The organism is Microbispora sp. H10885, from assembly GCF_014161415.1.
Classification (GTDB): Bacteria; Actinomycetota; Actinomycetes; order Streptosporangiales; family Streptosporangiaceae; genus Microbispora; species Microbispora triticiradicis.
This window is the reverse complement of record NZ_JABBWY010000010.1, coordinates 1-24,853: the sequence shown is the minus strand read 5'-3', so window position 1 is coordinate 24,853 and position 24,853 is coordinate 1. Positions and strand designations below refer to the sequence as shown.

Sequence of the window (24,853 nt, the reverse complement as noted above, 5' to 3'; positions counted from 1 at the left end):
GTCACCCCTCGTTCCCGGTCATCCGGAGGAAGACCTCCTCAAGCGAGTCCACGGCGGTCGACACCCCGGTGATCGCTATGGCGTGGTCCTGGCAGTACCGGGACAGCTCCGGCAGCAGGTCGCGTGCCTTCGCGTCGTCGATGCGCACCTCGTTGTCCTCGGCCTTGGCCCTGAGCCCGGCCGACTCCGCCCAGGCGGCCACCAGGCCGCCCGACTCCGGGTCCTCGACGGTCACCAGCAGGTGGGTGCTGCCGAACTCCTCCACGAGTTCGCGCGGCTTGGCGAAGCGCACCACCCGCCCGCGGTCGACCACCAGGACGCGCTGGCTGTTGCGCTCCAGTTCGTCGATGTGGTGGCTGGTCCACAGCACGGTCACGCCGTGCTCCTCGCGCAGCCAGGTCACGAACCGCTCGACCTGGCGCCGCCCCGCGACGTCCAGGCCCGCGGAGGGTTCGTCGAGGATGAGCAGCCGCGGGATGGTGAGCAGGGCCCGCACCAGTTGCAGCCGCTGCCGCTGACCACCCGACATCTGGAACACCAGGCGCTGCATCGCGCCGCTGAGACCGAGGAAGTCGGCCACCTCGAACGCCCACGGCCGTACCTCGCGCCACCGCAGCCCGCGGAACCGTGCGGCGATCCGCAGGTTGTCCAGCGCCGGGAGCATCATGTCGAACGGACCGGTCTGGTGCATCGCGCCGATTCCGCTTTTTGCGAGGACGGGCTGGCGCACCGGATCGGCCTCGAAGACCCGGATCTCACCGGAGGTCGGAGTGGTGACGCCGCAGATCATCTTGATCAGAGTGGTCTTGCCGGCGCCGTTGGGGCCCAGGAGCCCGATGGTCTCCCCCTGGGCGATCTCGAAGGAGACGTCGTCCACGGCCGGTCTCTCGCTGCCCCGATAGCGTTTGGTCAGCCCCACGGCCGTCACGACGTCTCTCAACACAGCCTGCCCTTCACTTCGCCCTCCCGCTGCTCAGCGATGTGAGTCGCCCTCCGATCGTCCCCCGGCCTGCTCGGAACGCGTCGCTGGTCGAGTATGAGCCGGGGACGAGCAGGTGACACAACCCCACAAACGTGGGCTACCGGCGTGGCCCGGAGGGCCATAACCACGGCCATGGTCAGGCCATACCGATCGTTAAGCGCCCCTTTCTAGGGTCGCCGCAGAGGGACCTCACCAGGTCACTCAGTGGAACGGCGATCCGAAGCGGGACAGCGCATGGACCTTGTTTCCGACGGCCTGATCAATGATCGCGACCGATGGCTGATCGTCATGCTGGCCAGGGGCTACACGACGACGAAGATCGCCCGCGAGATGCACCTCAGCCGGTACACCGTGGCCGAGCGGATCAGCAAGCTGCTCGTCCAGTTCGCCTGCAGCAACCGCAGCCAGCTCGTGGCCTACTTCTACGCGCACCGGCTCCTGCACGTCGGCATCTGGCCGCCCAGCGTCTCGGACGCCCTCGGGTAGGCCAGCCCGGCGCGGTCCCGGCCGGCTCTGAAACTTTCCGTCCCGCGCGACGGGGCGTACCTGCTCACCGCCCGCTTCCGGCGCCCCGGCGGCCTTCCTCCTTGTCTCCCGCCCGGCCCTTGGCCAGCGTGATGCCCTGGCCGCGATGGCGACTCCCGGTAATCCCCCGCCGTCAGGCCGCCAGATTCCAGGGATTCGGAAGGAAACCCGTGCTCAGAACAACGCTTCCCGCCGCTCTCACGGTGGCGATGGCCTTGGCCGCCGGCGCGGCCGGAGCGGCACCGGCCGCCCTCGCCGCCGCCACCGGCCCGGCGGTCACGGTGGACGTGACCGCCGGAAGGCACGCCATCAGCCCGTACGTCTACGGGATGAACCATGCCGACGAGACGCTGGCCAAGGAACTGCGCCTGCCCGTACGGCGCTGGGGCGGCAACGCGACCACCCGCTACAACTATCTGTACGACACCAGCAACCGGGCCTCCGACTGGTTCTTCGAGAACATCGCGGAGGACAACACCGACCCCTCCGCGCTCCCCGACGGCTCCAGCGTCGACCGGTTCGTGGAGCAGGACCGGCGCACCGGCACCGACACGATGCTCACCATGCCGCTGATCGGCTGGGTGCCGAAGGGCCGCGACGCCTCCTGCGGCTTCTCCGTCGCCAAGTACGGCCCGCAGCAGCAGACCGACCAGTGGCGGCCCGACTGCGGCAACGGCGTGAAGCCGGACGGCACGAAGATCACCGGCAACGACCCCCACGACACGAGCGTGGAGGCCGGGGCGGCGTACGTGAAGGACTGGATCGCCCACCTCACCGGCAAGTACGGCACGGCGGCCGCCGGCGGGGTGAAGTTCTACAGCCTGGACAACGAGCCCGACATCTGGCACGGCACACACCGCGACGTCCACCCCGAGGGCGCGAGCTCGGTCGAACTGCGTGACAAGGCGTACCTCATCGGCGCCGCGATCAAGGCCGCCGACCCCGGCGCGAAGACGCTCGGGCCGGTCGGCTGGGGCTGGTCCTCGTGGGACTACTCGGGCCTCGACCAGGAGGTCTGCGGCCGGACCAACTGCTGGTCGAACCCGCCCGACAAGGCGGCCCGCGACGGCCTGCCCTTCACGACCTGGTACCTGCGGCAGATGAAGAAGTACGAGGACACGCACGGCCTGCGCGTCCTCGACTACTTCGACGAGCACTTCTACCCCCAGGCCTCGGGTGTCGCGTTCGGGAGCGGCGGCGACCCCACGACCGACGCGCTGCGGCTGCGCTCCACCCGGGCCCTGTGGGACCCGTCGTACACCGACGAGAGCTGGATCAACACCCAGGTCCGGCTGATCCCCCGGATGAAGGAGCTGGTCGCCGCCGAGTATCCGGGCACCAGGACCGCGATCACCGAGTACAACTGGGGCGCCCTCGACCACATCAACGGCGCCCTGGCGCAGGCCGACGTCCTCGGCATCTTCGGCCGCGAGGGACTCGACCTGGCCAACCTCTGGAGCCCGCCGACCGCCTCCCAGCCCGGCGCGTACGCCTTCCGGATGTACCTGAACTACGACGGCAAGGGCGGCCGCTTCGGTGAGACCGCGGTCGGCTCGGTCAGCGCCGACCAGGGCAAGCTGGCGGTGTACGCGGCCGAGCGCGCCTCCGACAAGGCCCTCACCCTCGTGGTGGTCAACAAGACCGGCGACGCCCTGACCAGCGACATCGCGATCAAGGGCCGCACCGGCGGCGCGACCGCGCAGGTCTACCGGTACGGCGCGGCCGACACCTCGGCCATCAAGAGGGACGCCGACGTGCAGGTGGGCGCGGGCGGCTTCACCGGCACGTTCCCGGCGAACTCGATCAGCACGATCGTCGTCCCGGCGGGGACCGTGACGTCTCCCAGCCCGTCTCCCAGCGTTTCCCCCTCCCCCAGCGCGTCCCCGTCGCCCAGCGCCTCTCCCTCGCCCAGCGTGTCGCCCTCGCGCAGCCCCTCCCCCAGCCCGTCGCCGTCGCCCAGCGGGACTCCGGTTCCGCCCGGCTCCTGCTCGGTGACGTACACCCTCACGAACCAGTGGCCCGGCGGGTTCCAGGCCGAGGTGCGGATCGTCAACCGCGGCGCCGCCGCCGTGAAGGGCTGGCAGCTCGGCTGGACGTACGGCGACGGGCAGACCATCAAGCAGCTGTGGGACGGCTCGTACACCCAGACCGGTTCGAAGGTGACGGTGACCAACGCGAGCTACAACGCCACGATCCCGGCCAGCGGCGGCAGCGTGAGCTTCGGCTTCCTCGGCGGCTGGAACGGCTCCAACACCGCACCCAAGCAGTTCACCCTGAACGGCGCCGCGTGCGGCGCGTGAGTCGAGGACCGCGTGAGTTGAGGACTGGGAGGGCGGCGCGATCCCGCGCCGCCCTCCGGCCCGGCTCCGTCCCGCGATACTCCGGCCGGCGAGATCGCCGCGCGGCGTGAGCGAGCATGACAAGATCTCCGCCATGGACGATGAGCTCGGCTTCCTGGAGGGTCCGTTCGACAGCGACGAGGCCGCCGACGGGGTGGCGGCGATCGAGGAGAGCCACGACGTCGCGGCGGCGATGACCGGACTGCTCGGCGAGTTCGTGCGGTTCGGGGAACTGGACGAGGACGACGAGCTCGCCGACGCCGCCGACGCCGCCCTGGCGGTCGCCTGCCTGGTCGCCGCCCGGATGTCGGGGATCGCCCCCGACGAGCAGGCCCACCATTGGCTGGACCGCAACCCCTTCGACGTCACCGAGGACCTGCGCCGTCTGGCCGCCGCCGCCTTCGCCCTCGCGACCCGGCCCGACGGGCCGCTCGCCGACCTGCGCTCCGACTGGGAGGACTTCCTGGCCCACGTCGAGCCGTACCGGAAGGCGCTGGCCGGGGAGCCGCAGGAGGCGCCCGCCCCGCCGGTTCCGGACCTCTCCAAGGGCTGGTTGTGGGCCACCTGGAGTCACCGGAACGGGAGTCTCCCGGCCCGCTCGCCGTACGCCGTGGCGGCCGGCCGGCTCGTCTCCGCGCTCAACGAGACGCCGGCCTGGACCGAGTGGTGGCGTCCGTCCGGCCTGCACGAGTTGCTCGTCTTCGGCACGCTCGCGACGGGCCCATACGCGGAACAGGTCTCCCGGGGTCGCCTCACCGCGGAGGCGTGGATCGACTTCGGGCACCCGCATCCGCTTCCCGACGAGGACGTCGAGCGGGAGGTCGCCGCCGATCTGCACCGGGCTCTGGCGGCGGCGGGTCGTTACCTCGGCCTCGCCTCCCTCCCGCCGCCGCCCGGCCACCCCTGACCGGGGCCTGGTCCCGGGGGCGCCCCGTGCGTCCCGCACGTACGGAGCGCCCCCGGTCGTGCGCTCCTCCTGGTCAGGAGCGCGTCATCGGGTTTCGCCGGTCAGGACGCGTCGCACGTCAGGCTGGGCGTCTCGGCGCTGCCGCTGCCGGTGAAACCGAAGGTGGTGGTGCCGCCCGCGGCGACCGTGCCGTTGTAGGACTCGTTGCGGACGGTGACGGCCGAGCCGGAGCCGGACCGGACGCCGTTCCACAGCTGGGTGATGGACGGGGAGCCGGACCAGTTCCAGCTCACCGTCCAGCCCCTGATCGCCGAACCGCCCGCACGCACCGTGACCTCGGACTGGAATCCGCCGGGCCAGGAGTTGACCGTCCGGATCGTCGCGCTGCATCCGCCGGGCTCCGCCGTGGGCGACTGCGACGGGCTGACCGGCGGCGTCGGACTGGGGCTGTCCGAAGGAGACGGACTCGGGCTGTCGGAAGGCGTCGCGCTGGGGCTCACCGGCGGCGTGGGGCTGGGCGATTCGCTCGGGACGGCGGCGTTGAGGGCGTTGAGGACCGACGTGTAGGCGGCCTTCTTGTTGCCGTTGCCGTCGAACAGCAGCGGGGTGTCACCCGAGCGCCACGAGTCGCTGTCACGCACGCCCCACGTGGTGATGCCGTTGCAGCGCGGCACCGCGAGGCAGTCGTCGACCACGCTGGCGTAGGTCTGCGCGGAGGCGCCCTGGATGTCCAGCTCGGTGATCTGCACGTCCACCCCGAGCGCGGCGAAGTTCTGCAGGGTGGTCCGGTAGTTGCCCGGATAGGGGCTGCCGCTGTTGAAGTGCGACTGGAAGCCGACGCAGTCGATCGGCACGCCGCGCTGCTTGAAGTCCTTGACCATGTTGTAGACGCCCTGCGTCTTGGCCCAGGTCCAGTTGTCGGTGTTGTAGTCGTTGTAGCAGAGCTTGGCGGCGGGGTCGGCGGCGCGCGCGGTGCGGAAGGCCACCTCGATCCAGTCGTTTCCGGTCCGCTGCAGGTTGGAGTCGCGGCGGCCGCCGCTGCTGTCGTCGTAGGCCTCGTTGACGACGTCCCAGGCGTAGATCTTGCCCTTGTAGTGGGACATGACCCCGTTGATGTGGTCGATCATCGCCTGGCGCAGGCTGCTGCCCGAGAGCGACTGCATCCAGCCCGGCTGCTGCTGGTGCCAGGCCAGGGTGTGGCCGCGTACCTGCTTGCCGTTCTGCACCGCCCAGTTGTAGATCCGGTCGGCGTTGGTGAAGTTGAACTGCCCGCGGTTGGGCTCGGTCGCGTCGATCTTCATCTCGTTCTCGGCCGTCACCATGTTGAACTCACGGTTCGCGATGGTCGTGTACTGCGAGTCGCCGAGCTTGCCCGAGGCGATCGCGGTGCCGAAGTAACGGCCGCTGCGGGCCGCCGCCGCGCCGAGCGTGGAGGCGGGCGGACCCGCCGACGGGCTGGGCGAGGGGCTCGGCGACGGGCTGTCCGGCGGGGTCGGCGACGGGCTGTCCGGGGGCGTGGGCGACGGGGTGGGAGACGGCGAGCTCGGCGTCGTGCTGTTGAGGCCGAGGAAGTTGATGGCGTAGCCGATCTGGCCGCTGAGGGGCAGCGAGTGGCCCTGGCCGGAGACGCTGACGCCCTCGACGGGCGGCTGCGTGCCGTTACCGCCGTACCGGGTGCGGGTCCAGCCCGACGACGGGGTGTCGGTGGCGGCCGGCGTCTGGCTGACGCCGTTGAGGTTGGTCCACTGCTTGATCTCTTCACCGAAGTTGTTGTAGTTCAGCGTGCTGTCGGTGGTGCCGTGCCACAGCTGCATCCGGGGGTAGGAGCCGCTGTAGCCGGAGTACATCGAGCGGGCCAGGTCCCCCCACTGCTGGGCGGTCTTGCTGACCTGCCCGTTGGCGCACTGGCTGTTCCAGGTGGAGCCGTCGGTCGTCGCGAAGCAGCCCGCCGGGACGCCCATGAACGCCGAGCCCGCCCTGAACACGTCCGGGTACTCGGCGGCGAGCACGTTCGTCATCATCGCGCCGGAGGAGACGCCGCTGACGTAGATCCGGCCGGGGTCCACGTTGTAGCGCGACCGGGCGTAGTCGACCATCGACATGATGCCCACCGGGTCGCTGCCGCCGCCCCGCCTGAGCGCCTGGGGCGAGTACACGTCGAAGCACTGCCCGCTTCGGGTGGCCTCGGGGAACACGATGATGTATCCGTACTGGTCGGCCGCGGTGACGTAGTCCCGGAAGTAGCCGCTGTACAGCGCGGACGCGGTTCCCGTGCAGTAGTGGACGGCGACCAGCAGCGCCGGCCGGGAGGCCACCCGGTCCGGCACGTAGATGTACATGTTGAGGTTGCTCGGATTGTTCCCGAAGCCGGTCACCCGGGTCAGCGAGGCCGCGGCGGCCGGCTGGGCGACCAGTAACGCGGCCATCGCGACCACGGGCATCAGCACGGCCGTCAGCACGGCCACGATGCGTCGTCTCACGTGAGGTTTCCTTCCTTTAATTTTTCAGAAGACTGCCTAAAAGTTTCTGACGCCACAACCGGCGACGGGTTCGTAGCGAGGGCAATCGGAAGAGGCAAAGTTCACGAGGCGCCCAGGGCCTGTGGGAGCGGTCGGCCATTGGAAACTTTCATTCGACTACCGAAAAGTTCCAACCGCGCGTCACGCGTATGCAGAAGGGACCGCCAACGCCCGCTGTTGACCGCGCTGTCGCACGCCCGTGACAATGTGTGTGCTCCGGGCTCGACGGGTGCTGGCACGCCGACAGGGCCGGGGCGGTCTTACCGGCCATGACGCGTTCGGCGCCGCGTCCTTGTGAAAGGGACCACGCCGTGCGGCTGCCCTGGCGATCCACCGGGCCGACGGCGACGAGGGCCACTGCCGGCACGGGCGTCTCTCGTGCGGGAAGATCGACGCTCGCCGGAGCCCTGCTCGCCGTCGCGGCCGCCGCGAGCAGCGGGATCACGCCTCCGGTGACCGCCGCCCGGGCGGTGTCGTGCGCGGTGCCCGACGCCCGGCCCACGGTCAGGTTCCTGGACGCCGACACCGGCGTGGCGAACCGGCCCGCCGGGGGCGGCTGCACCGTGAACGACCTCGTCGACGACGAGCGCACGTGGCCGGACCACGGCGCGTTCGTCTCCCACGTGGGCGAGGTCGCCCGGCGGCTCGGCCGCTCAGGGGTGATCGGCGGGCGGGAGCGCGCGGCGCTCACGCGGGCCGCCGCCCGGTCCGGCATCGGCCGGCCGGACGGGCCCAGGCCGTACCGGTGGATCTTCGACGGCACGCGGGCGTCGTTCGGCGACTGGGGCTATGTCGGCGACCGGGGCTTCGCGCTGCGCGACGACGGGACCGTGGTGACCCTGGGCACGCCCACCGGCGGCGGGCTCGGCCTGCTCTGGTACCGGCCGGAGCGGTTCGGCGACTTCTCGCTGCGCCTCCGGTTCCGGGACGAGCGGGCCGGGGACGCGAACGCGAGGTCGAACGGCGGTGTTTTCGTACGGTTCCCCGGTGTGGACCCCGCCGCCGATCCCGAGTGCGGGACCCGCGACCCCGCCTGGGTCGCGGTCAACTGCGGCCACGAGATCCAGATCAACGACACCCCCGAGGGCGGCGCCGGGGACCCCAGCAGGACCGGGTCCGTCTACGGGTTCGCCGACCTCGGCCCGGCCCGGGCCCGGCCGACCGCCAAGAACGTCTGGAACGACCTGGAGATCCGCGTCGTCGGGCAGCACTACACGGTGATCCGCAACGGCGAGGTCGTGAACGAGTTCGACAACGCCCCCGGCCTCCCGTTCCCCGGGCGCCCGGCGGACCCCGGGACGAGCGGCCGCCAGTTCGCCCGGGGTCACATCGGGCTGCAGAACCACGACGGTGAGTCGGTCATCGCGTTCCGCGACATCCGCGTACGCGACCTGGGCCGGTAGGCGGAGCAGGGCGGCTGCCGAGGGGAACGCCGCGGGCCGGACGGCCGGGACGGGCGCGGCTCACCGCCTCCCGAGGCCGTGCAGCACGGCCGCGACCAGATCGTCCAAGCCGGCGTCGTCCGGTCCGGCGGTGCCCCGTACTGGGGCGGGCGGCGCGGGGGCGGGCGGATCTGGCGGCGGCACGGAGGCCATGGCGGACATCACCGGCTCGTGGCAGACGCCGACGATCATCCGCGCCGCCGCCTCGACCCGCGCGTCCGGGGCCAGGCGGCCGAGGTCCCGTTCGGCCTTCAGGTAGGCGAGCAGGCGGTCGCGCCAGTCCAGGCCGGGGACGGGCCCGCCGGCGAACCTGGCCAGCACGGCCGGCTGCCCGGCCAGCCCGGCGAGCACCGGCAGGATGCCCGCGTGCAGGGCCATGCCGTACGCGACGAAGGCGCGCAGACCGGCCTCGACGGTGCCGGCGCCCGGTTCGGGAAGGTCGCCCAGGCCGCTCTCGACGGCCCGCACGCGGGCGCGCAGCGCGCACGCCAGCAGTTCCTCCTTGTCGGCGAAGTGGTTGTAGAGCACACCGTCGGCGACTCCGGCCTCCCGGGCGATGGCGCGCACGGTCAGCCCCGCCGCCCCGCGCTCGGCCATCAGCCGCTCGGCGGTGGCGATCAGGTGCTCACGCAGGCTCCGCCCGCCGTCTCGCAGCGCGGCCGCTTTCCTCGGTGACATCACCCCGCATGCTAGTGCGGCGACCTCGGCCCCGCCCAGGTCGTACGTCTCACCGGACGGCCGTCACGAGCCACGCGGAGCCGGTGAGGCGCAGCGGCCCGCCGGGCTCCTCGAAGCGCCGCAGCGCCGTCTCCAGCGCGTCGAGCGCGCGGGCCGCCGAGGCGTCGTCCACCGCGCGGAGGTGGTGACGCACGGGCCCCCAGCCGCCGAGGAACTCCGCCGCGTCGGCCGCGTCCCTGCCCCAGATCTGCGGAGCCGTCACGGGCGCGCACCCGGCGTCCCGGAAACCCGCGGCGGCGAGGACGTCCCGGACCCGGTCCGGGTCGGCCAGCGAGGCGGGGCCGCTGCCCGCCTCCGCCGGCCGGAGCGCCGGAACGTGCTCGGCCACGGCGGCGAACACCTCCTCCAGGTCGCCGCTCCCGGCCTGCCGCAGGGACAGGAACGCCAGCCGTCCCCCGGGACGGAGGGCACGGCGGACGTTGGCGAAGGCGGCGACGGGATCGGCGAAGAACATCACCCCGAAGCGGCTCACCGCCACGTCGAACGCCGCGTCCGGGAACGGGTGGACCTGCACGTCGCCGCGCTCGAAGGTCACGTTGCCGACGCCCTCGCGCAGCGCGGCGAGCCGGGCGGTGCGCAACATCGGCTCGGAGAGGTCGACGCCGGTGGCCCCTCCCGAACCCGCCCGGCGCGCGGCGAGCCGGGTCACCTGACCGTTGCCGCAGCCGAGGTCGAGCACGTGGTCGTGCTCGCCGATCGCCGCCGCGCCGAGGAGCGCGTCGTTGAAGCCGCTGTTCACCGCGTCGTAGCGGTCGCGGTGGGAGGCCCAGTGCTCGCCCTCGTAGCCGTTCCACGCCGCCGCCTGCTCGCTGTTGACGATCACCATGCCTCCAAGATTATGAACAGTCGTTCATGAACTTGTGTTCATGATGCTAGCGGCCGTTCTCCTCCGTCAACGGCTTTCCGGGCGGGGAGCCCGGTGAGCTCTTCCGCCCCTCGCAGGTCAGGAGGGCGCGCCAGCGGTCGGCCGACTCGATCATGTCCAGGCCGACCCGCTCCAGGAACGCCCCTCCCCTGGCCAGCCGCTGCCCCACGGGCCCGTCGAGCCCGACGGTCTCCGCCGCGGCGATCGCGACCCGGGCCGCTTCGAGCGTCTGCCGCGTGCCGGTCACGATCGAGTGGTACCACGCCTCGTTGTCGACCACGTAGACGTCGCGACGCCGCCGCGGATCGCGCTCACGCCGGGCGTACCCGTGCTGGACCAGGTAGTTCACGGACATGGAGACGGAGGCCGGGCTGACCTTCAGCCTGCGGGTCAGCTCGGCCGCGGTGCGCCTGCCGTCCTCGGACAGCAACAGGTCGAGGTGCACGCGCGCGATCATCCTCGGGAGGCCCGTCCGCACGGCCATCTCGATGATCTCCCTCGGCGTAGGAGAGCCCATCGGCGAGCCCGGCCGCGATGCGCTGACGCTCCTGCTGGGTCAGTCGTCCTCCTGGCATGCCGCCAGTATTGCCTTCGCCTCCATTCATTGCAACGCACTGTTGCATTCACTCCCAGTGCCATTGCATCAATTTCTTGCCGTCTAGCTGGGTAAATACAAACTACGATATTGACATCCACCCTGAACGCAACGTAGCTTTCGCTATGCATAAAACACGTACTATCGCGAGAAGAGGAACGGCGATGGGTGTCTCCCTCCACACCGTCACGACGCTGCCGACGGCCCGTCGGCCCGGCTGCCCCTTCGACCCGCCTAAGGAGCTCATCCAGGCCCGCGAGCACGGCCCCATCAGCCGATTCCCCTTCCCCGACGGACACCAGGGCTGGCTGATCACCGGATACGACCTGGTCCGGTCGGTTCTCGCCGACCCGCGGTTCAGCTCGCGCAGGGAGCTCATGCGCCACCACCCGCTGGTCGACTACGGGGACGTCGAGGTGCCGCCGGCGCCGCCCGGCGAGTTCCTGCTGATGGACGAGCCGCAGCACGGGCGCTATCGCAGACCGCTGGTGGGCAGGTTCACCGTCCGGCGGATGCGACAGCTCACCGAGCGCGTCGAGCGGATCACCGCCGACCACCTGGACGCCATGGAGCAGGCCGGGCCGCCGGCCGATCTGGTGACCGCGTTCGCCAGGCCCATCCCCTCCGTCGTGATCTGTGAGCTGCTGGGCGTGCCGTACGAGGACCGAGGCCGCTTCCAGGACCAGATCGACAAGTTCCTCGGCGGAGAGGCCGGCGACGAGGAGCTGATCGCGGCCTACACCGCGACCCAGCGCTATCTCGCGGAGCTGGTGGCCGCCAAGCGCGCGAACCCAACCGACGACGTGCTCAGCGATCTCACCGACAGCGACCTGACCGACGAGGAGCTGAGGGGGATGGCCCTGATCCTGCTGTCGGCCGGATTCGACACCACCGCGAACATGCTGGCGCTGGGCACCTTCGCGCTGCTGAGCCACCCGGCGCAGCTGGACGCGTGGCGCGCCGATCCCGCGCTCACCGACCGGGCAGTGGAGGAGCTGCTGCGGTATCTGAGCGTCGCCAAGACGTTCATGAGGACGGCGCTGGAGGACGTCGAGCTGGGCGGCCGGACCATCGAGGCCGGCACGACGGTCATCCTGTCCTACAACACCGCCAACCGCGACCCCGAGCGCTTCGCCGACCCCCACGTGCTCGACCTCCGCAGGGAGAACGGAGGGCACCTGGCCTTCGGCCACGGCATCCACCAGTGCCTGGGCCAGCAGCTGGCCCGCGTCGAGATGCGGGTCGCCTTCCCCGCGCTGCTCGACCGCTTCCCTACGCTCCGCCTGGCCGTACCGGCCGAGGAGGTCGGCCTGCGCCCCGAGACCGCCGACATCTTCGGGGTCAAGAGCCTGCCCGTGACCTGGGACGCGTGATCCTCGCGGGGACTCGCCGGCGTCGCCGGACTGTTTACCGTTCACCCGGAAGATTCCGGCACGTCCTACTGGTTTGATGGGTGAATACCCGTCGCCACCGGAGGAGCGCCACGTGAGCAGCAGGATCGTCCTTCCCGAGGACCCGTTCCACCGCAGGCTGCACCACGTGGCGCCGGCCGGTCTGACGTCCGAGACCGCGCAGACGGGCGGGATGACCCGGCGCGCCGCCATCAGCGGCGCCACCGTCGGTTCGAGCCGCCTGTGGATGGGCCAGACGCACGTGGCCCCGGGAACCGTCTCGGCGAACCACCACCACGGCGACTCCGAGACCGCCATCTACGTGGTCAGCGGCACCCCGTCGTTCGTGTTCCTCGACGTCGACGCGGAGGAGCCGCGGGAGGTGCGGATCGACACGAAGCCGGGAGACTACGTCTTCGTGCCTCCGTTCGTGCCCCACCGGGAGGAGAACCCGGACCCCGGCCTGGAGGCCGTCGTCGTCATCGCCCGGAGCACCCAGGAGGCCATCGTGGTCAACCTGCCGGAACTGAGGTGGGCGGGCCCGGTCCGGACCACGGCCTGACAGGTGCCGGCGGTCAGGCCGCGCCCGCTCCCCGGAAACCGGCCGCGGGGAGCGTCATACCGCACCGAACACCTCCGGGGCGGCGGCGAGCGCACGAGCGACTTCGATCACCGTCTCACGGCGCCGGGCCAGAGCCGCCTGGTCGGTCTCCTCGTCCAGGACGAGGCGGCACATCCGGGGCACCGCGAAGTTCCAGGCGATCAGTCCCATGAGAGTGAACAGCAGGTCCTGGGCGGCGCGGACGCGCGTACGCTCGGGAAGATGGGGGGTGACGCCCTCGCCCGCGAGATGGCGCACCTTCTCGCGGAAACCGTCACGGCGTTCCCGCTCGCTCTCGGCGACTTCGTCGCACATCTCCAGCGCCTCCCAGAGCAGCAGCCTGATCAGCTCCGGGTGTTCCCGGTACCAGTCGAAGATCTGCCCCACCGACTCGGCCACCGCGTCGGGATCTATGGAGACGGAGACGCGGACCTCCTCCAGCTTCGCCCGCAGGACGGCCGCGAACAGCTTCTCCTTGCCGCCGTAGTACAGGTAGATGGCCTGCTTGTTGGCCTTGGCGGTCGTCGCGATCCGGTCGACCCTGGCCCCCGCGAGTCCGTGCTCGGCGAACTCGGCGGCGGCGGCTTCGAAGATCCGTCGCCTGGTGTGCTCCGCGTCGTAGGCCATGGACGGATTAAACCATCCGGTTGACTCCCCTCCGTACAGACGGCAGGATCGGGACCAGGAGTAAAACAACCAGATGGTTTATTTCATCGGAGGCTCTCCAGTGACAACCATGGCTCCCATCCCCGTTCGTACGCCGCTGCCGGGCGCCCTCTCCGGCAGGACCGCGGTCCTCATCGGCGGCAGCTCGGGCATCGGCCTGGCGGCGGGCGTCCTGCTGCGTTCGGTCGGCGCCCGCGTCGTGCTGGTCGGCCGCGACCCCGGCCGCCTGAAGGCCGCCGTCTCCCGGGTTCGGAGCGCGGGCCCGGCCGAGGATCCCGACGACGCCGTGCTGGCCGTCCCCGGTGACGCCGGGGACGAGCGGACCCTCGCCGAGGCCTTCGACAAGGCGGGGCACGCCGACCACGCGCTCGTCACCGCGGGCGGTCTCAGCGGAGCCGGCCCTTTGACCGGCCTGTCGGCCGACGACATCCGCACGACCCTCGGTTCCCGCCTCTGGCCGGCCTTCGCCGTCGCCCGCGCGGCGGCGGACCGGCTTCCGCCGGGCGGCTCGCTCACCTTCAGCTCCGGGATCCTCGTGGTCCGCCCCGCCCCCGGGCTGACCGCCCCGCTGTCGGTCGCCGGCGCCGTGGAGACCCTCACCAAGGCCCTCGCCGTGGAACTCGCCCCCGCACGGATCCGCGTGAACACCGTCCGCTTCGGCCGCATCGACACGCCGCTCATCCGCTCGCGGCCTGGACTCGACTCCGACGCCGCGATCGCCGCCGCCGGGTCGACCGCTCCCCTGGGCCGCATCGGCACGGCCGAGGAGGCGGCCGCCGCTGCCCTCTTCCTCATGGCCAACAACTACGTCACCGGCCAGGTCGTCACCGTCGACGGCGGCGAGTCCCTCACCTGACCAGACCCGGAGGCCCCCGCCGGGACCGGCCCGGGCCGCGACCGCGGCTTCGTACGCCCGGAAACGGAGAACCCCCGGCCGGAAGGCGTCCGGCCGGGGGTCCCGTCAGCAGGTGACTAGAAGCTGGGGTAGATGTCGTAGGTCCCGCCGCCGACACCGTAGTAGTTGGAGCCGGTGGCCCAGACGGTGTCGTTGATCAGCGGCTTGTACAGGAACGCCTGTCCGGTGGCGAGGTTGAACCCGCACTCCCACAGGCCGGCCGCGGTGTTCACGCAGTTCTGCCCGCTGGTCCAGCTCAGCGGCGAGTCACCGCGGAGGGTGATGGTGTTGCCCGCGCCGGGGTTGTAGTGGACGCGGATCGTGGTGTTGTAGGTGGAGGTCGCCTGGATGCGGCCGCCCAGCGCGGTGCGCACCGACGCGCCGCCGGAGGACGTGGCGGTCAGGACGCCCCCGAAGAGGCTGATCGCCGAGCTCACCTGGTGGAGGGTGACGGTGACCTGCGCGGTGCCGTTCGCGGGCACCGTCACGGTGCTCGCGCTCAGGGTGAACAGGCCCGACGGGGCGGCCGTCGTCCCGGCCGCGTCGGTCGCGGACACGGCCAGGTTCAGCGTCACCGCGGAGGTCGTGTCGTTGGTGTAGGTCACGGTCTGCGTGGCGGTGGGCTGGGCCGAGGTGACCGACAGCGCGGCGCTCGGCGGGTTGGCGGTGAGCGACTGGCTGACCGCCCGGGCCGCGTTGACCCGGCCGGTGCCGTACGTGTACGGGGTGGAGCCGGCGGCGGCCGCGGCGGTGCCCATCAGGGCGTCCTTCAGCCGCTGCGCGCCCCAGGCGGGGTGACGCTGCTTGACGAGCGCGGCCGTCCCGGCGACGTGCGGCGTCGCCATCGAGCACCCGCTCATCGTGCCGTAGCCGCCGCCGGGCACGGCCGCGGTGATGTCCACGCCGGGGCCGGTCATGTCCGGCTTCAGGCCCTGGTCGCCCACCGGACCGCGGCTGGAGAAGCCCGCCACGGTGTCGGTCAGGTCCACCGCGCCCACGGTCAGCGCCTTGTCGGCGACGCCGATGGAGCTGATGGTGGACGTGCCGGAGCCGTAGTTGCCCGAGCAGACCACGAACAGCGCGTTGTACTCAGAGGTCAGGCTGTTGATCGCCGTCGCGATCGGGTGGTCAGGGTAGCCCGGGCCGCTCTGGATGCTCATGCTGACGATCTTGACGCCCTGCTGGCCGACCGCCCAGTTCATCCCGTCGATGATCCAGGAGTCGTAGCCCCAGTTCTCGTCGTTGAGGACCTTGCCGATGACCAGGTCGGCGCCGGGGGCGACCCCCTTGTACAGGCCCCCGGAGGCGGCACCGGTCCCGGCGACGGTCGAGGCGGTGTGCGTGCCGTGCGACTGGCCGTCCTCGACCCCGTTCGCGTTGCCGGTGAAGTCGGCGGAGGCGACGACCTGGTTGACCAGGTCGGGGTGGTCGGTGTCGTACCCGCTGTCCAGCACCGCGACCTTGACGCCGGTCCCGTCGTACCCGCTCGCCCACGCGGTCGGCGCGCCGATGTGCGGGACGCTCTGGTCGAGCCCGGCCGTCACCCTGCCGTCCAGCCACAGCTTGGTGACGCCGCCCTGCAGGCCGGTGGGCTTGGCGGAGCCGCCGGTGAGACCGCGCCAGGCGTCGGGCGCGGTCTTCTTCCCGATGGCGAGTGCGCTGATGCCCAGCCGGGGGAAGACGCGCCGGCTCTTGGCCGCCCCGCCGAACGCGGCACGGGCCCGGTCGGCGTTCTCGGTGGTCGCGCTCTTGCCGTAGGTGGTCATGACCGGGATGGACTGGCTGCGCTCGTCGTCGTAGCCGTCCGCGATCAGGGTGCCGACCTCGAAGAGCTCGGGGTCGAGGCGGCCGGCCTTGATGAGGGCGGCCGCGTCCGACGGGACCACCGACACCTGGTCACCGCGGTCGGTGACGTCGAACGTGATCCCCGTACGCCCCTCCCCCGGCTCGGCCGACAGGACGCGCAGGTCGTGGCCTTCCACACGCGCCCGCACGGTGTCGCCGGTGACGAGGGTGACGGTGTGGTCCCCGGCCGGGGACGCCGCGGCGGCTCCCGTCGCCGCGGAAGAGCCGGAGGGGACCGCACCGGAGAGGGCCGGCGGGACGGTCTGCGCCGCGGCGGACACGGCGGGCAGGCCGAGGAGGGCGGCCGTCGTGAGGGCGACGGCCATGGATGAACTTCGCAAGGGTTGTCTCCCGGTTGCTGCGAGTTGATCAATGCGGCATCAGGCTAGGCTTTTCCGGGGTTATTGGGAATTGTGCGAAATTCGTGTTTTTGAGCGGACTTCGTGATCAAAAAATCGGCGTGTCGCGCGCCGCTGAAATCGGTTTCAGTGGTGGCAGGCCGGGCCGTACGACGAGATCGGCAGCGAGCCGCGCGTCTGTGGTCTCGATCACGCCCGACGACGTTGTCTTCTCCACCGGCCCTGGTGTACGGGCCGCCCACCCGCCCCGCATCCCTAACCGCCCGGCACCGGATCCGAGTTTCGAACGGCCGAACATTGCGTGAAAGCCGTGTAACCAGAGTTTTTGTTCGTTGAAACTTTGGCCATTTCGGGGTCCGGTCACCGGCAATGACGGCGCGGGGCGTTCCCGATATGACATCGAGGAGACGACGTCGTTTCACGCGGGCGGAAAGGACGACCGAAAACGGCCGTACGAACCGCTCAAAATGCGGCTCGGCGGTGCCGCCGGCGTCGTGGCCGGACGCGGCGGGGGTGGGTGACCGGCGTGGAGGTCCATTGACCGGGTATTGACAAAAAGTTAGATTACGTCGGCAGATTCGGGGGCCGGGTACCTGAAGGGAGACCGTCCTCATGCTGCGACGAGTCCTGATCTCCGCCGCGGCCGCGGCGTCGCTCCTCGTCCTGGGTGTCCCGCCGGCGGCCCACGCCGCGGACGGCATCCGGACGCCGTCGAAGCCCTCCTACACCGTCACCCTGAGCAGCAACACCTCGGGCACGACCTGGACGGGGCACGAAAGCGTCACCTTCACGAACGCGTCCGCCGACCCCCTGACGGAGGTCTACCTCCGGTTGTGGGACAACGCCCACGGGTCGTGCCCGTCCACCCCGATCACGGTGACCAACGTGACCGGGGGCACGCCGTCCGCCCTCTCGGCCGGCTGCACCGCGATGAAGATCACGCTGCCCGCTGCCCTCGCCCAGAACCAGAGCGCCTCGGTCGGGTTCGATCTCAGCATCGTGGTGCCCAGCGGCGCCGACCGCTTCGGCCGCGACGGGTCGTACAACTTCGTCGGGAACGCGCTGCCGGTCCTGGCGGTCCGGGACGCGAGCGGATGGCACCTCGACCCCTACACGAACAACGGAGAGTCCTTCTACGCGCTCATCAGCGACTACGACGTCACGCTCGACCACCCGACGTCACTGCTCGTGCCCGCGACCGGCACCTCCGTCGACACGCCGGGCGCCTCCGGCCGCACGGTCACCAGGGCCACGGCGAAGAACGTCCGTGAGTTCGCCTGGGGTGCCGGGCCGTTCACGAAGACCACCAGCACCACGACCACCGGCGTCACGGTGAACGTCTACCGGGTGAGCTCGATCAGTTCGAGCAGCGCGAGCTCGATGATGACCACGGCGAAGAACGCCCTGGTCGCCCATGCCGGGCGGTTCGGCGCGTTTCCGTACGCCGAGGTGGACGTGGTGCTGGACAACAACTTCTGGTTCGGCGGCATGGAGTATCCCGGCTTCGTGCTCGACGTGATCAGCTCCACGGCGCTCGCCCACGAACTGGCCCACCAGTGGTGGTACGGCATCGTCGGCGACGACGAGTACACCAGCCCGTGGCTGGACGAGTCGTTCGCCGACTACGCCACCGACCTCTACAACGGCCTCTCCGGCACCAACTGCTGGAACAGCGTCTCCTGGCAGTCGTCCGCGGAGAAGATCACCAACTCGATGGCCTACTGGGACGCCCACCCGAGCCGGTACTCGACGGTCGTCTACGGCTACGGCAAGTGCGCGCTGCACGACCTGCGGCGCGCGATCGGCACGACGGCCATGGAGAACCTCCTGAGAAACTACGCCGCCGCCCACTGGTACGGGATCTCGACCACGGCGGACTTCAAGGCCGCGGCCCAGGCTGCGACCTCGGCCGACCTGTCGTCGTTCTGGACCACGCACCGCATCGACGGCTGACGGCGAGACGGATCGCGATCCGGCCGGGCCCGCCCGGCCGGATCGCGATCTCGGCGTGCGCGGCCGTCGCACCGCCGCGGCAGTGGCCGCACCCCCGGCCCGCGCCCTCGGCCCACGCCGTATTCTCGCGCGCCCTTTTTCCCGCGCGGACGGCCCGGATGGTTGTTCAGGGCTCCCTTCATCCCCGCTTTCGGTTCACCAATTCCGCTCCGCCGAAGACATTCCGATACGGGATATTCGGGTAGCGCGGAAGTCCCCGCAGGCAGCGCCATCGCCGCAGCACAGGGCACTGACGGGACGCGCATAATTCTCGACCGCAATCCCCGTATACGGCTGTCTGACTTCGCGTAATACCGCCGGTAGACCTCTGCGTCAAGCCATTGATCGGACCCTCAATTCGTGAAATACCGGATTCGCCCCGATCGAATCGGCAAGGAGGAAATCCTTCGTGAAACTCTCCCCCACCACCAGGACCACAGGACGCTTCGCCCGCCTCGCGACCGCGCTCGGCGCCGGCCTCGTCCTCGTGGCCGTCGCCGGTGCTCACCCGGCCGCCGCACAGGACCCGGGCAAGGACACCACGACACAGGCCATCGAGCCCGCCGGCGCGGTGCCCGGCGGCTTCGCGTCCTGGAAGGACCTCCTCGCGACCCAGGAGCGGCTGGTCCGCGCCGCGGACCGCATCACCGCCGCCGTCGCGCAGGAGCGGAACGGCGGCGGCTACGCCGGCATCGTGGCCGCCCCCGAGAACCACGAGCTGCGCCTGTACTGGAAGGGCCGCACCTCCCAGGCGATCGACGGACTCGTCGGCCAGCTGCGCGGCGACGTCGCGGTGAGCGTCCTGCCCGCCCGGCACTCCGCGGCGGAACTCACCGCCGCGATGGCCCGGATCACCAAGAGGGCCGGCAGCGCGATCACGTCCATCGCGCCCCGCGTGGACGGCTCCGGCCTCACCGTCACCGGCGTCGACGCCGGCAGGGCCCGCTCGGCGGCGTCGGGCGAGACCGTGCCGATCACCGTGGAGGCGGGCGTCCGCCCGCAGCTGGCCACCCGCTGGAACGACTCCCCGCCCTGGTACGGCGGCGGCGCGTGGCAGTCCCCCGGCGGAGGCTGCAGCACCGGCTTCGCGGTGACCTACGGCGGGTCGAGCAAGATCCTGTCGGCGGGTCACTGCGCCGCGGCGGGCAACACGGCCACCGACCCCACCGGTGAGGTGATCGGCAGTGTCACCCAGGACAACAACGGCCTGGACGTCCTGCTGATCAACACCAGCGCCGCGGGCCGGGTCTTCAACAACCCCGTCGGCAATGTGTCCACCGAGTACAACAACCCGGTCATCGGCACCACCAGCAGCTACGTCGGCATGTGGCTGTGCACCTCCGGCGCCTACTCCGGCACCAACTGCAGCATCCAGGTCCAGCAGACGGGCGTGACCATCAACGTCGGCTACCTGATCACGGGCACCGTCCGCGCCGAGCAGACGGCCCACACCAACGCCGTCGGGCAGGGCGACAGCGGCGGCTCGGTGGAGGTCGTCAACTCCGCCAACACCAGCCAGGTGTACGCGGCGGGCGTCAACACCGCCATCGACACCAGCACCGCCGTCACCTGCACCGGCTACGTGACCAGCGGCCGGACCTGCGCCTGGCGGATGTACTACTCGCCGTGGAGCAACGCGACCTCCGCGTTCCCCGGCATCGCGATCACACTCGGCTGAGCCGGCCGACCGGCCCGGCATCGGGCGGGACCGCGGCGCGACCGCGGTTCCGCCCCCGCCACCACCACGGCCCGTACCCTCAGCGAGGAGGGTGCGGGCCACAGTGGCTCACACTGACAGGAAGGGCGGCCCATGAACCGGCACGAGCAGGACGATCCGGTCACCGGAGGGGCCGTGGCGGGCCTGGGCGCCACCGCGCCCCCGCGACGCCGGGCGAAGATCGCCGGCAGGGCCGGAGCGGCGCTGCTCGGGGCGCTGGCCGCGGGGTGCCTGCTCACCACGGCGGCCTGCGCGTCGCCGGCCTCCGGCGGAGGCGGCCCCGCGGCCCCGGGCGGGGCGGCCGGCGCGTCGGACACGACGGGCCGCGCCGTGGGCGACACGTCGGGCGGCGCACCGGTCGACCAGGTGAAGCTCGCCCGGACCGCGGACCGGATCGACGCCATCCTGCGGCGAGACTTCCCCCGGCACTACGCCGGGGTCGTCCTCGCCCCCTCGGGACACCGCCTGATCGTCTACCGGCGCCCGTCGGCCACCCTGGACGCGGCGCTGCGCAGACGGTTTCCGGGGGCGCCGGTTCAGATCCGCGACGCCCCGCACGCGGCCCGCGAACTGGACGCGCTGGCCGCCCGCGTGCGCGGCGACATCGGCTACTGGCGCCGGCGCGGGGTGTCCGTCACCTCCGTGGCCGTCCGTCCCGACGGCACCGCGGTGGAGGTCGGCGTCACCGGCGTGGCCCGGGCCTCCGCCGCGCTGCGGCGGCGGTACGGCTCCGCGCCGCTGAAGGTCGTCGAGGCGGGGCCCACGCTCATCCCGGCACGCTGAGGCCCGTGCGGTCCCGCCTCACGGGACCGCACGGGCCGGGCCGGCCTGCGCCGGTGCGAGGATGCCTGCCGTCAGGGCGCCGTCAGGGCTTCACGGCGACGCCGCCGTAGGCCCAGGCGTGCCCGCCCGGGATGTACTCGTAGCCGTCGTCCGGCCGCCACCGCACCACTTCGACCAGGCCCGGGTCGATCACCCGCCAGCCGTCGAAGAACGGCAGCACCTCGGCGAGCGTCCGGGGCACCATGGGGGCGGTGCTGTTGTCGTACGGCTTGGTGAACTCCTCCCGGTCCACCTTGGGGGCGAAGTCGAGCGTGATGTGCGACAGCAGCAGGTGGCTGCCCGGGGGGACCGCCTCCTTGAACCGCTCGACCAGCGCGTACGGCCCCTCGTCGTCGGGGAGGAAGTGCAGGACCCCGGCCAGGATGACGCCCACCGGCCGGGTGAAGTCGATCACCTCCCGGACCTCCGGGTGGGACAGGATCGTCTCCGGCTCCCGCATGTCGGCCTCGATCACCGTCGTCGCCCCGGCCGAGCTGCCCCGCAGGAGTGCGCGGCCGTGGACCAGGACGATCGGGTCGTTGTCGACGTAGGCCACCTTGGCCTGCGGGTTGGCCTCCTGCGCGATCTCGTGGGTGTTGCCCTGGGTGGGGATGCCGGTCCCGATGTCGAGGAACTGCGTGATCCCCGCCTCCGCCGCGAGGTAGCCCACCGCACGGCGCAGGAAGGCCCGGTGGGCCTGGACGCCCTCCCGCGTGCCCGGCGACATCTTCAGGAGCTGCTCGGCGGCCTCACGGTCGGCCGCGAAGTTGTCCTTGCCGCCCAGCAGATAGTCGTACACCCGCGCCGGATGGGGGATGCTCGTGTTTATCCGCGAGGCAGCGGACTCGTGGGCCGTCGAGTGGGACATACGTGCTCCTTGCCGTCTCTCGCCGGGGGTGGTCCCCCGGCGAGAAAGGTCACCGTGTAGTTAGGCGCGGGTCCACCGTTGGTTCGCACCGCCGTTGCACGACCAGATTGCCAGCTTGGTGCCGTTTGCAGTGGCATTGTTGGGTACGTCCAGGCACTTGTTCGCGCCGACGGCGGTGATGGTGCCGTCCGCGTTGAAGCGCCACTGCTGGTTGTTCTGGCCGTTGCAATCCCAGATGATCACATTAGTGCCATCCGCCGTGCCCCGGTTGTACACGTCCAGGCACTTGTTGCCGTACACGCGCAGTTCGCCGGAGCTGGTCTGGGACCACCGCTGGTTCGTCTGGCCGTTGCAGTCCCAGATCTGCACCTGCGTGCCGTTGGTCTGCGAAGCGACGTCCAGGCACCTGCCGGACCCCACCCCCTTGATCGCACCGTTCGTGCCCGGGGAGCTCGGCGTGGCCGAGGGCGTGACGAGGCCCCCTCCGGTCACGACGTACATGGCCGCCCCGTGCGCGGGCACGGACGCGCTGATCGTGCCCGTCGAGGAGCCGGTGCTGTGCGCCCACAGGTCGCGGACCGAGTAGGAGGACGCGGCGCCGAGACCCAGGGCGGAGGTGGTGGTGGACACCGTCGCCGTCGAGGTGCCCCGGTTGAGCAGCACGACCGCGACGGATCCGTTCGACATCGGCTTGCGCCAGACCTCCAGGTTCCCGTTGTCGCTGATCTTGCTGCCCTGCCGGCCGCCCCAGTCCTGGTTCACGGCGATGACCTCGGTGTTGGTGAGGATCGTCCGGGTGTCGGCGCTCATCGTGCGCAGGTCGTTGCCCGCGATGAGCGGGGCGTTCAGCAGCGCCCACAGGCTGAAGTGCGCCCGGCCCTCGGTGCCGGTGATCGAGCCGTTGCCGACCTCCAGCATGTCGGGGTCGTTCCAGCCGCCCGGCCCCGAGTACGCCTCAAGTCCGACCTGCTGGTCCAGGATTCCCATGACCGAGTTCCAGTTCGCCTGGATGTCGCCGGTGTTGCGCCAGGAGTTGCCGGTCTGCATGCCCCAGGTCCAGACGCTCTCCTGGCCCCAGTTGCACAGGCTGAACAGGATCGGGCGTCCGGTCGCGGCCAGCGCGTCGCGCATCGCCTGGTACCGCTGCTGCCCGTTCTTGCCCTGGTGGTCGCCGCAGTTGTCGTACTTGAGGTAGTCGACGCCCCAGGACGCCCACAGGGCCGCGTCCCGCCGCTCGTTGCCGAGGCTCGCCGGGTAGCCCGCACAGGTCGTGAGACCCGCCGACGAGTAGATGCCGAGCTTCAGGCCCTTGGAGTGGACGTAGTCGGCCACCGCCTTGATGCCGTTGGGGAACTTCTGCGGGTCCGGCACCAGGTCGCCGCTGGCGTTGCGGCTCTTGGTGGACCAGCAGTCGTCGATGTTCACGTACTGGTAGCCCGCCGCCGCCATGCCGCTCGACACCATGATGTCCGCGGTCTGCCGGATCAGGCTGTCGTTGACGTTGCAGCCGAAGCTGTTCCAGTCGTTCCAGCCCAGCTGGGGCGTACGGGCGAGCCCGTTGTCCAGGGCCGCGGCCGGGGTTGTCGCACTGCCGACCGCGACCAGGGATCCGGCGGCGAGTGCCGCCGCCATCGCCCAGCGGAGAATCCTGCCCATCTGACTGCTCCTCAGCATCGTGTTCGTCAGGGGGTGGTGAGGTCGAACCTGTTGACGGTGACCGAGCCGCCCAGGGACTGGGTGGCGTAGTTGAAGATGCCGAAGCGGTGGCCCATGAAGAACTGCCAGGCGTTGCCCATCGTGAAGGCGGGGCCGAAGGAGGTGAAGTTCACCCCGTCGGTGCTGTAGGAGAACTTGGCCTGGCGGCCGGTGCCGGGCCGGATGTCGGCGTTGACCCGTAGCCAGATCCGCCCGCCGGACACGGCGGTGGAGGCGACCTCGGTGCCGGTGGAGGTGGTCTGCCAGCTGCTGTTCATGGTCAGGTTGTTGGTCGCGACCAGCCGGGTCTGGCCGTTGTCGCGCCGTACGCCGATCCAGGCCGAGGAGTCGCGCAGTATCGCCAGCCCCGCCCGGTCACCGTCGCGCATCTGGGAGTAGTCCAGCTGGATCGTCGCCGTGGAGGACGGCCCGAGGATGCGGTGGGTGAGGGTGTTGCGGGCCGAGTACAGGTCGTTGGTCACGGTGGCGGTCTGCAGCCGCAGTCCGCTGCCGACGCTGAACTTCGTGGTGTCGGGGTTGTGGTTCCACTCCCACTCCGGCCCCAGCTCCGTGCCCGTGAACGTGTCGGTCCCGGTCGGCGACTTCACCTGACGCGGTGTGACCGGGTTCGGGTAGGAGGCGCCCCAGCCGCCGTTGACGGTCGTGATGGTGGGCCATCCGTCGGAGGTCCAGGTGATCGGGGCCAGGACGGGGATCCGGCCGCCGGGGTAGGCGTCCTGGAAGGCCATGTAGTACCAAGCGCCGTTCTGGGTCTGCACCAGGCCGCCCTGGTGCGGCACGCCGCCGCCGGAGACCGGGCCGGACATGTTCAGCAGGACCTGGCGCATCTCGTACGGGCCGAAGGGCCCGTTGGTGGACTTCAGGATGTACTGGCCGTTGGCCGGGCGGGTGAGGAAGATGTAGTAGTTCCCGTTGCGCTTGTACATCCGTGAGCCTTCCAGCGTGCCGACGCTGGAGGGGGTGGAGAACACCTGCTGGCTGCGGACCTCGCTCTTGCCGTCGGCCGACAGCTGGGCCACGCTGATCTGCGTGTTGCCGTAGGCGACGTACATCGTGTCGTTGTCGTCGA

22 protein-coding genes and 1 pseudogene are annotated in these 24,853 nt (G+C 71.0%); 11 read left to right on the top strand and 12 right to left on the bottom strand.

Annotated elements, in window-relative coordinates; all coding sequences use genetic code 11:
* Window position 1: 1 nt before the first annotated feature.
* Window positions 2-943 carry an ABC transporter ATP-binding protein gene (locus tag HHX37_RS25615; RefSeq protein ID WP_220503155.1) on the bottom strand — a complete coding sequence of 314 codons (942 nt, stop codon included), beginning with the start codon at window positions 941-943 and terminating at the stop codon, window positions 2-4.
* A 273-nt stretch (window positions 944-1,216) separates the two neighbouring features.
* Between HHX37_RS25615 and HHX37_RS25610 the strand changes: the two genes are divergently transcribed.
* Window positions 1,217-1,468: a LuxR C-terminal-related transcriptional regulator gene (locus tag HHX37_RS25610; protein ID WP_138460897.1), complete on the top strand. Its 252-nt coding sequence runs from the start codon at window positions 1,217-1,219 to the stop codon at window positions 1,466-1,468.
* A gap of 131 nt (window positions 1,469-1,599) precedes the next feature.
* A pseudogene (locus HHX37_RS38285) lies at window positions 1,600-2,667 on the top strand (glycoside hydrolase family 44 protein); the annotation flags it as partial.
* Between the two features lie 545 nt (window positions 2,668-3,212).
* Here the strand turns inward: HHX37_RS38285 and HHX37_RS38280 are convergent.
* Window positions 3,213-3,509 carry a hypothetical protein gene (locus tag HHX37_RS38280; protein ID WP_396776899.1) on the bottom strand — a complete coding sequence of 99 codons (297 nt, stop codon included), beginning with the start codon at window positions 3,507-3,509 and terminating at the stop codon, window positions 3,213-3,215.
* Here HHX37_RS38280 and HHX37_RS38275 point away from each other — a divergent pair.
* Both HHX37_RS38275 and HHX37_RS25600 read left to right on the top strand, forming a co-directional pair.
* On the top strand, window positions 3,421-3,807 hold the full coding sequence (locus HHX37_RS38275) for a cellulose-binding domain-containing protein (protein ID WP_396776896.1): 387 nt from the start codon (window positions 3,421-3,423) through the stop codon (window positions 3,805-3,807). The genes HHX37_RS38280 and HHX37_RS38275 overlap by 89 nt on opposite strands.
* 133 nt (window positions 3,808-3,940) lie before the next feature.
* Window positions 3,941-4,753, top strand: a complete 813-nt coding sequence (locus HHX37_RS25600; protein ID WP_182887084.1) for a DUF4259 domain-containing protein — start codon at window positions 3,941-3,943, stop codon at window positions 4,751-4,753.
* Window positions 4,754-4,854: 101 nt separating this feature from the next.
* Here the strand turns inward: HHX37_RS25600 and HHX37_RS37140 are convergent, their stop codons facing one another.
* Entirely contained in the window at window positions 4,855-7,233 is a 2,379-nt protein-coding gene (locus tag HHX37_RS37140) for a PHB depolymerase family esterase (protein ID WP_310740531.1), read from the bottom strand.
* 350 nt (window positions 7,234-7,583) lie between these two features.
* On the opposite strand from HHX37_RS37140, the gene HHX37_RS25590 reads away from it, so the two are divergent.
* On the top strand, window positions 7,584-8,675 hold the full coding sequence (locus HHX37_RS25590) for a 3-keto-disaccharide hydrolase (protein ID WP_220503153.1): 1,092 nt from the start codon (window positions 7,584-7,586) through the stop codon (window positions 8,673-8,675).
* Window positions 8,676-8,735: 60 nt separating this feature from the next.
* Here the strand turns inward: HHX37_RS25590 and HHX37_RS25585 are convergent, their stop codons facing one another.
* The 3 genes from HHX37_RS25585 to HHX37_RS25575 are packed head-to-tail and all read right to left on the bottom strand — an operon-like array spanning window position 8,736 to window position 10,801.
* Window positions 8,736-9,392: a TetR/AcrR family transcriptional regulator gene (locus HHX37_RS25585; RefSeq protein ID WP_182887082.1), complete on the bottom strand. Its 657-nt coding sequence runs from the start codon at window positions 9,390-9,392 to the stop codon at window positions 8,736-8,738.
* Window positions 9,393-9,441: 49 nt separating this feature from the next.
* Window positions 9,442-10,278, bottom strand: a complete 837-nt coding sequence (locus HHX37_RS25580) for a class I SAM-dependent methyltransferase (RefSeq protein ID WP_182887081.1) — start codon at window positions 10,276-10,278, stop codon at window positions 9,442-9,444.
* A 46-nt stretch (window positions 10,279-10,324) separates the two neighbouring features.
* Window positions 10,325-10,801, bottom strand: coding sequence for a MarR family transcriptional regulator (locus HHX37_RS25575; RefSeq protein ID WP_259406780.1), 477 nt, complete (start codon window positions 10,799-10,801; stop codon window positions 10,325-10,327).
* A 275-nt stretch (window positions 10,802-11,076) separates the two neighbouring features.
* Between HHX37_RS25575 and HHX37_RS25570 the strand changes: the two genes are divergently transcribed.
* Window positions 11,077-12,285, top strand: a complete 1,209-nt coding sequence (locus HHX37_RS25570; protein WP_182887080.1) for a cytochrome P450 — start codon at window positions 11,077-11,079, stop codon at window positions 12,283-12,285.
* Window positions 12,286-12,397: 112 nt separating this feature from the next.
* Window positions 12,398-12,865 (top strand): cupin domain-containing protein, encoded by a 468-nt coding sequence (locus tag HHX37_RS25565; RefSeq protein ID WP_310738135.1) that lies wholly within the window; start codon window positions 12,398-12,400, stop codon window positions 12,863-12,865.
* A gap of 54 nt (window positions 12,866-12,919) precedes the next feature.
* Here the strand turns inward: HHX37_RS25565 and HHX37_RS25560 are convergent, their stop codons facing one another.
* On the bottom strand, window positions 12,920-13,531 hold the full coding sequence (locus tag HHX37_RS25560; RefSeq protein WP_182887079.1) for a TetR family transcriptional regulator: 612 nt from the start codon (window positions 13,529-13,531) through the stop codon (window positions 12,920-12,922).
* Between the two features lie 109 nt (window positions 13,532-13,640).
* Here HHX37_RS25560 and HHX37_RS25555 point away from each other — a divergent pair, with 109 nt between their 5' ends.
* Window positions 13,641-14,426, top strand: coding sequence for an SDR family oxidoreductase (locus HHX37_RS25555; protein ID WP_220503152.1), 786 nt, complete (start codon window positions 13,641-13,643; stop codon window positions 14,424-14,426).
* Between the two features lie 116 nt (window positions 14,427-14,542).
* Here HHX37_RS25555 and HHX37_RS25550 read toward each other — a convergent pair whose 3' ends face one another.
* Together HHX37_RS25550 and HHX37_RS37135 are read right to left on the bottom strand one after the other, a co-directional pair.
* The gene (locus HHX37_RS25550) at window positions 14,543-16,651 is read right to left on the bottom strand and encodes a S8 family peptidase (protein WP_182887077.1); all 2,109 of its coding nucleotides are present in this window, start codon (window positions 16,649-16,651) and stop codon (window positions 14,543-14,545) included.
* Between the two features lie 106 nt (window positions 16,652-16,757).
* On the bottom strand, window positions 16,758-16,886 hold the full coding sequence (locus tag HHX37_RS37135; RefSeq protein ID WP_259406779.1) for a hypothetical protein: 129 nt from the start codon (window positions 16,884-16,886) through the stop codon (window positions 16,758-16,760).
* A gap of 395 nt (window positions 16,887-17,281) precedes the next feature.
* On the opposite strand from HHX37_RS37135, the gene HHX37_RS25545 reads away from it, so the two are divergent.
* From HHX37_RS25545 to HHX37_RS25535, 3 genes are all read left to right on the top strand, one after another.
* Window positions 17,282-18,622 (top strand): M1 family metallopeptidase, encoded by a 1,341-nt coding sequence (locus HHX37_RS25545; RefSeq protein WP_182881244.1) that lies wholly within the window; start codon window positions 17,282-17,284, stop codon window positions 18,620-18,622.
* A gap of 448 nt (window positions 18,623-19,070) precedes the next feature.
* Window positions 19,071-20,339 (top strand): hypothetical protein, encoded by a 1,269-nt coding sequence (locus HHX37_RS25540; RefSeq protein WP_182887076.1) that lies wholly within the window; start codon window positions 19,071-19,073, stop codon window positions 20,337-20,339.
* A 132-nt stretch (window positions 20,340-20,471) separates the two neighbouring features.
* Window positions 20,472-21,161, top strand: a complete 690-nt coding sequence (locus HHX37_RS25535) for a hypothetical protein (protein ID WP_182887075.1) — start codon at window positions 20,472-20,474, stop codon at window positions 21,159-21,161.
* Between the two features lie 82 nt (window positions 21,162-21,243).
* Here HHX37_RS25535 and HHX37_RS25530 read toward each other — a convergent pair whose 3' ends face one another.
* From HHX37_RS25530 to HHX37_RS25520, 3 genes are all read right to left on the bottom strand, one after another.
* Complete coding sequence (locus tag HHX37_RS25530) at window positions 21,244-22,068, bottom strand: SAM-dependent methyltransferase (RefSeq protein ID WP_182887074.1); 825 nt, start codon at window positions 22,066-22,068, stop codon at window positions 21,244-21,246.
* A 60-nt stretch (window positions 22,069-22,128) separates the two neighbouring features.
* Window positions 22,129-23,724 carry a lectin gene (locus tag HHX37_RS25525; protein ID WP_182887073.1) on the bottom strand — a complete coding sequence of 532 codons (1,596 nt, stop codon included), beginning with the start codon at window positions 23,722-23,724 and terminating at the stop codon, window positions 22,129-22,131.
* Between the two features lie 26 nt (window positions 23,725-23,750).
* On the bottom strand, window positions 23,751-24,853 hold a 1,103-nt coding region (locus HHX37_RS25520), incomplete at its 5' end, for a family 43 glycosylhydrolase (protein ID WP_182887072.1).

What these genes read in the sequence shown, in the direction of transcription:
- HHX37_RS25555 (WP_220503152.1), top strand. Translation starts at nt 13,641, where the DNA reads ATGGCTCCCATCCCCGTTCGTACGCCGCTGCCGGGCGCCCTCTCCGGC.
- HHX37_RS25610 (WP_138460897.1), top strand. Translation starts at nt 1,217, where the DNA reads ATGGACCTTGTTTCCGACGGCCTGATCAATGATCGCGACCGATGGCTG.
- HHX37_RS25600 (WP_182887084.1), top strand. Translation starts at nt 3,941, where the DNA reads ATGGACGATGAGCTCGGCTTCCTGGAGGGTCCGTTCGACAGCGACGAG.
- HHX37_RS25525 (WP_182887073.1), bottom strand. Translation starts at nt 23,724, where the DNA reads ATGGGCAGGATTCTCCGCTGGGCGATGGCGGCGGCACTCGCCGCCGGA.
- HHX37_RS25570 (WP_182887080.1), top strand. Translation starts at nt 11,077, where the DNA reads ATGGGTGTCTCCCTCCACACCGTCACGACGCTGCCGACGGCCCGTCGG.
- HHX37_RS25580 (WP_182887081.1), bottom strand. Translation starts at nt 10,278, where the DNA reads ATGGTGATCGTCAACAGCGAGCAGGCGGCGGCGTGGAACGGCTACGAG.
- HHX37_RS25530 (WP_182887074.1), bottom strand. Translation starts at nt 22,068, where the DNA reads ATGTCCCACTCGACGGCCCACGAGTCCGCTGCCTCGCGGATAAACACG.
- HHX37_RS25560 (WP_182887079.1), bottom strand. Translation starts at nt 13,531, where the DNA reads ATGGCCTACGACGCGGAGCACACCAGGCGACGGATCTTCGAAGCCGCC.
- HHX37_RS25585 (WP_182887082.1), bottom strand. Translation starts at nt 9,392, where the DNA reads ATGTCACCGAGGAAAGCGGCCGCGCTGCGAGACGGCGGGCGGAGCCTG.
- HHX37_RS25575 (WP_259406780.1), bottom strand. Translation starts at nt 10,801, where the DNA reads ATGGCCGTGCGGACGGGCCTCCCGAGGATGATCGCGCGCGTGCACCTC.
- HHX37_RS25545 (WP_182881244.1), top strand. Translation starts at nt 17,282, where the DNA reads ATGCTGCGACGAGTCCTGATCTCCGCCGCGGCCGCGGCGTCGCTCCTC.
- HHX37_RS25535 (WP_182887075.1), top strand. Translation starts at nt 20,472, where the DNA reads ATGAACCGGCACGAGCAGGACGATCCGGTCACCGGAGGGGCCGTGGCG.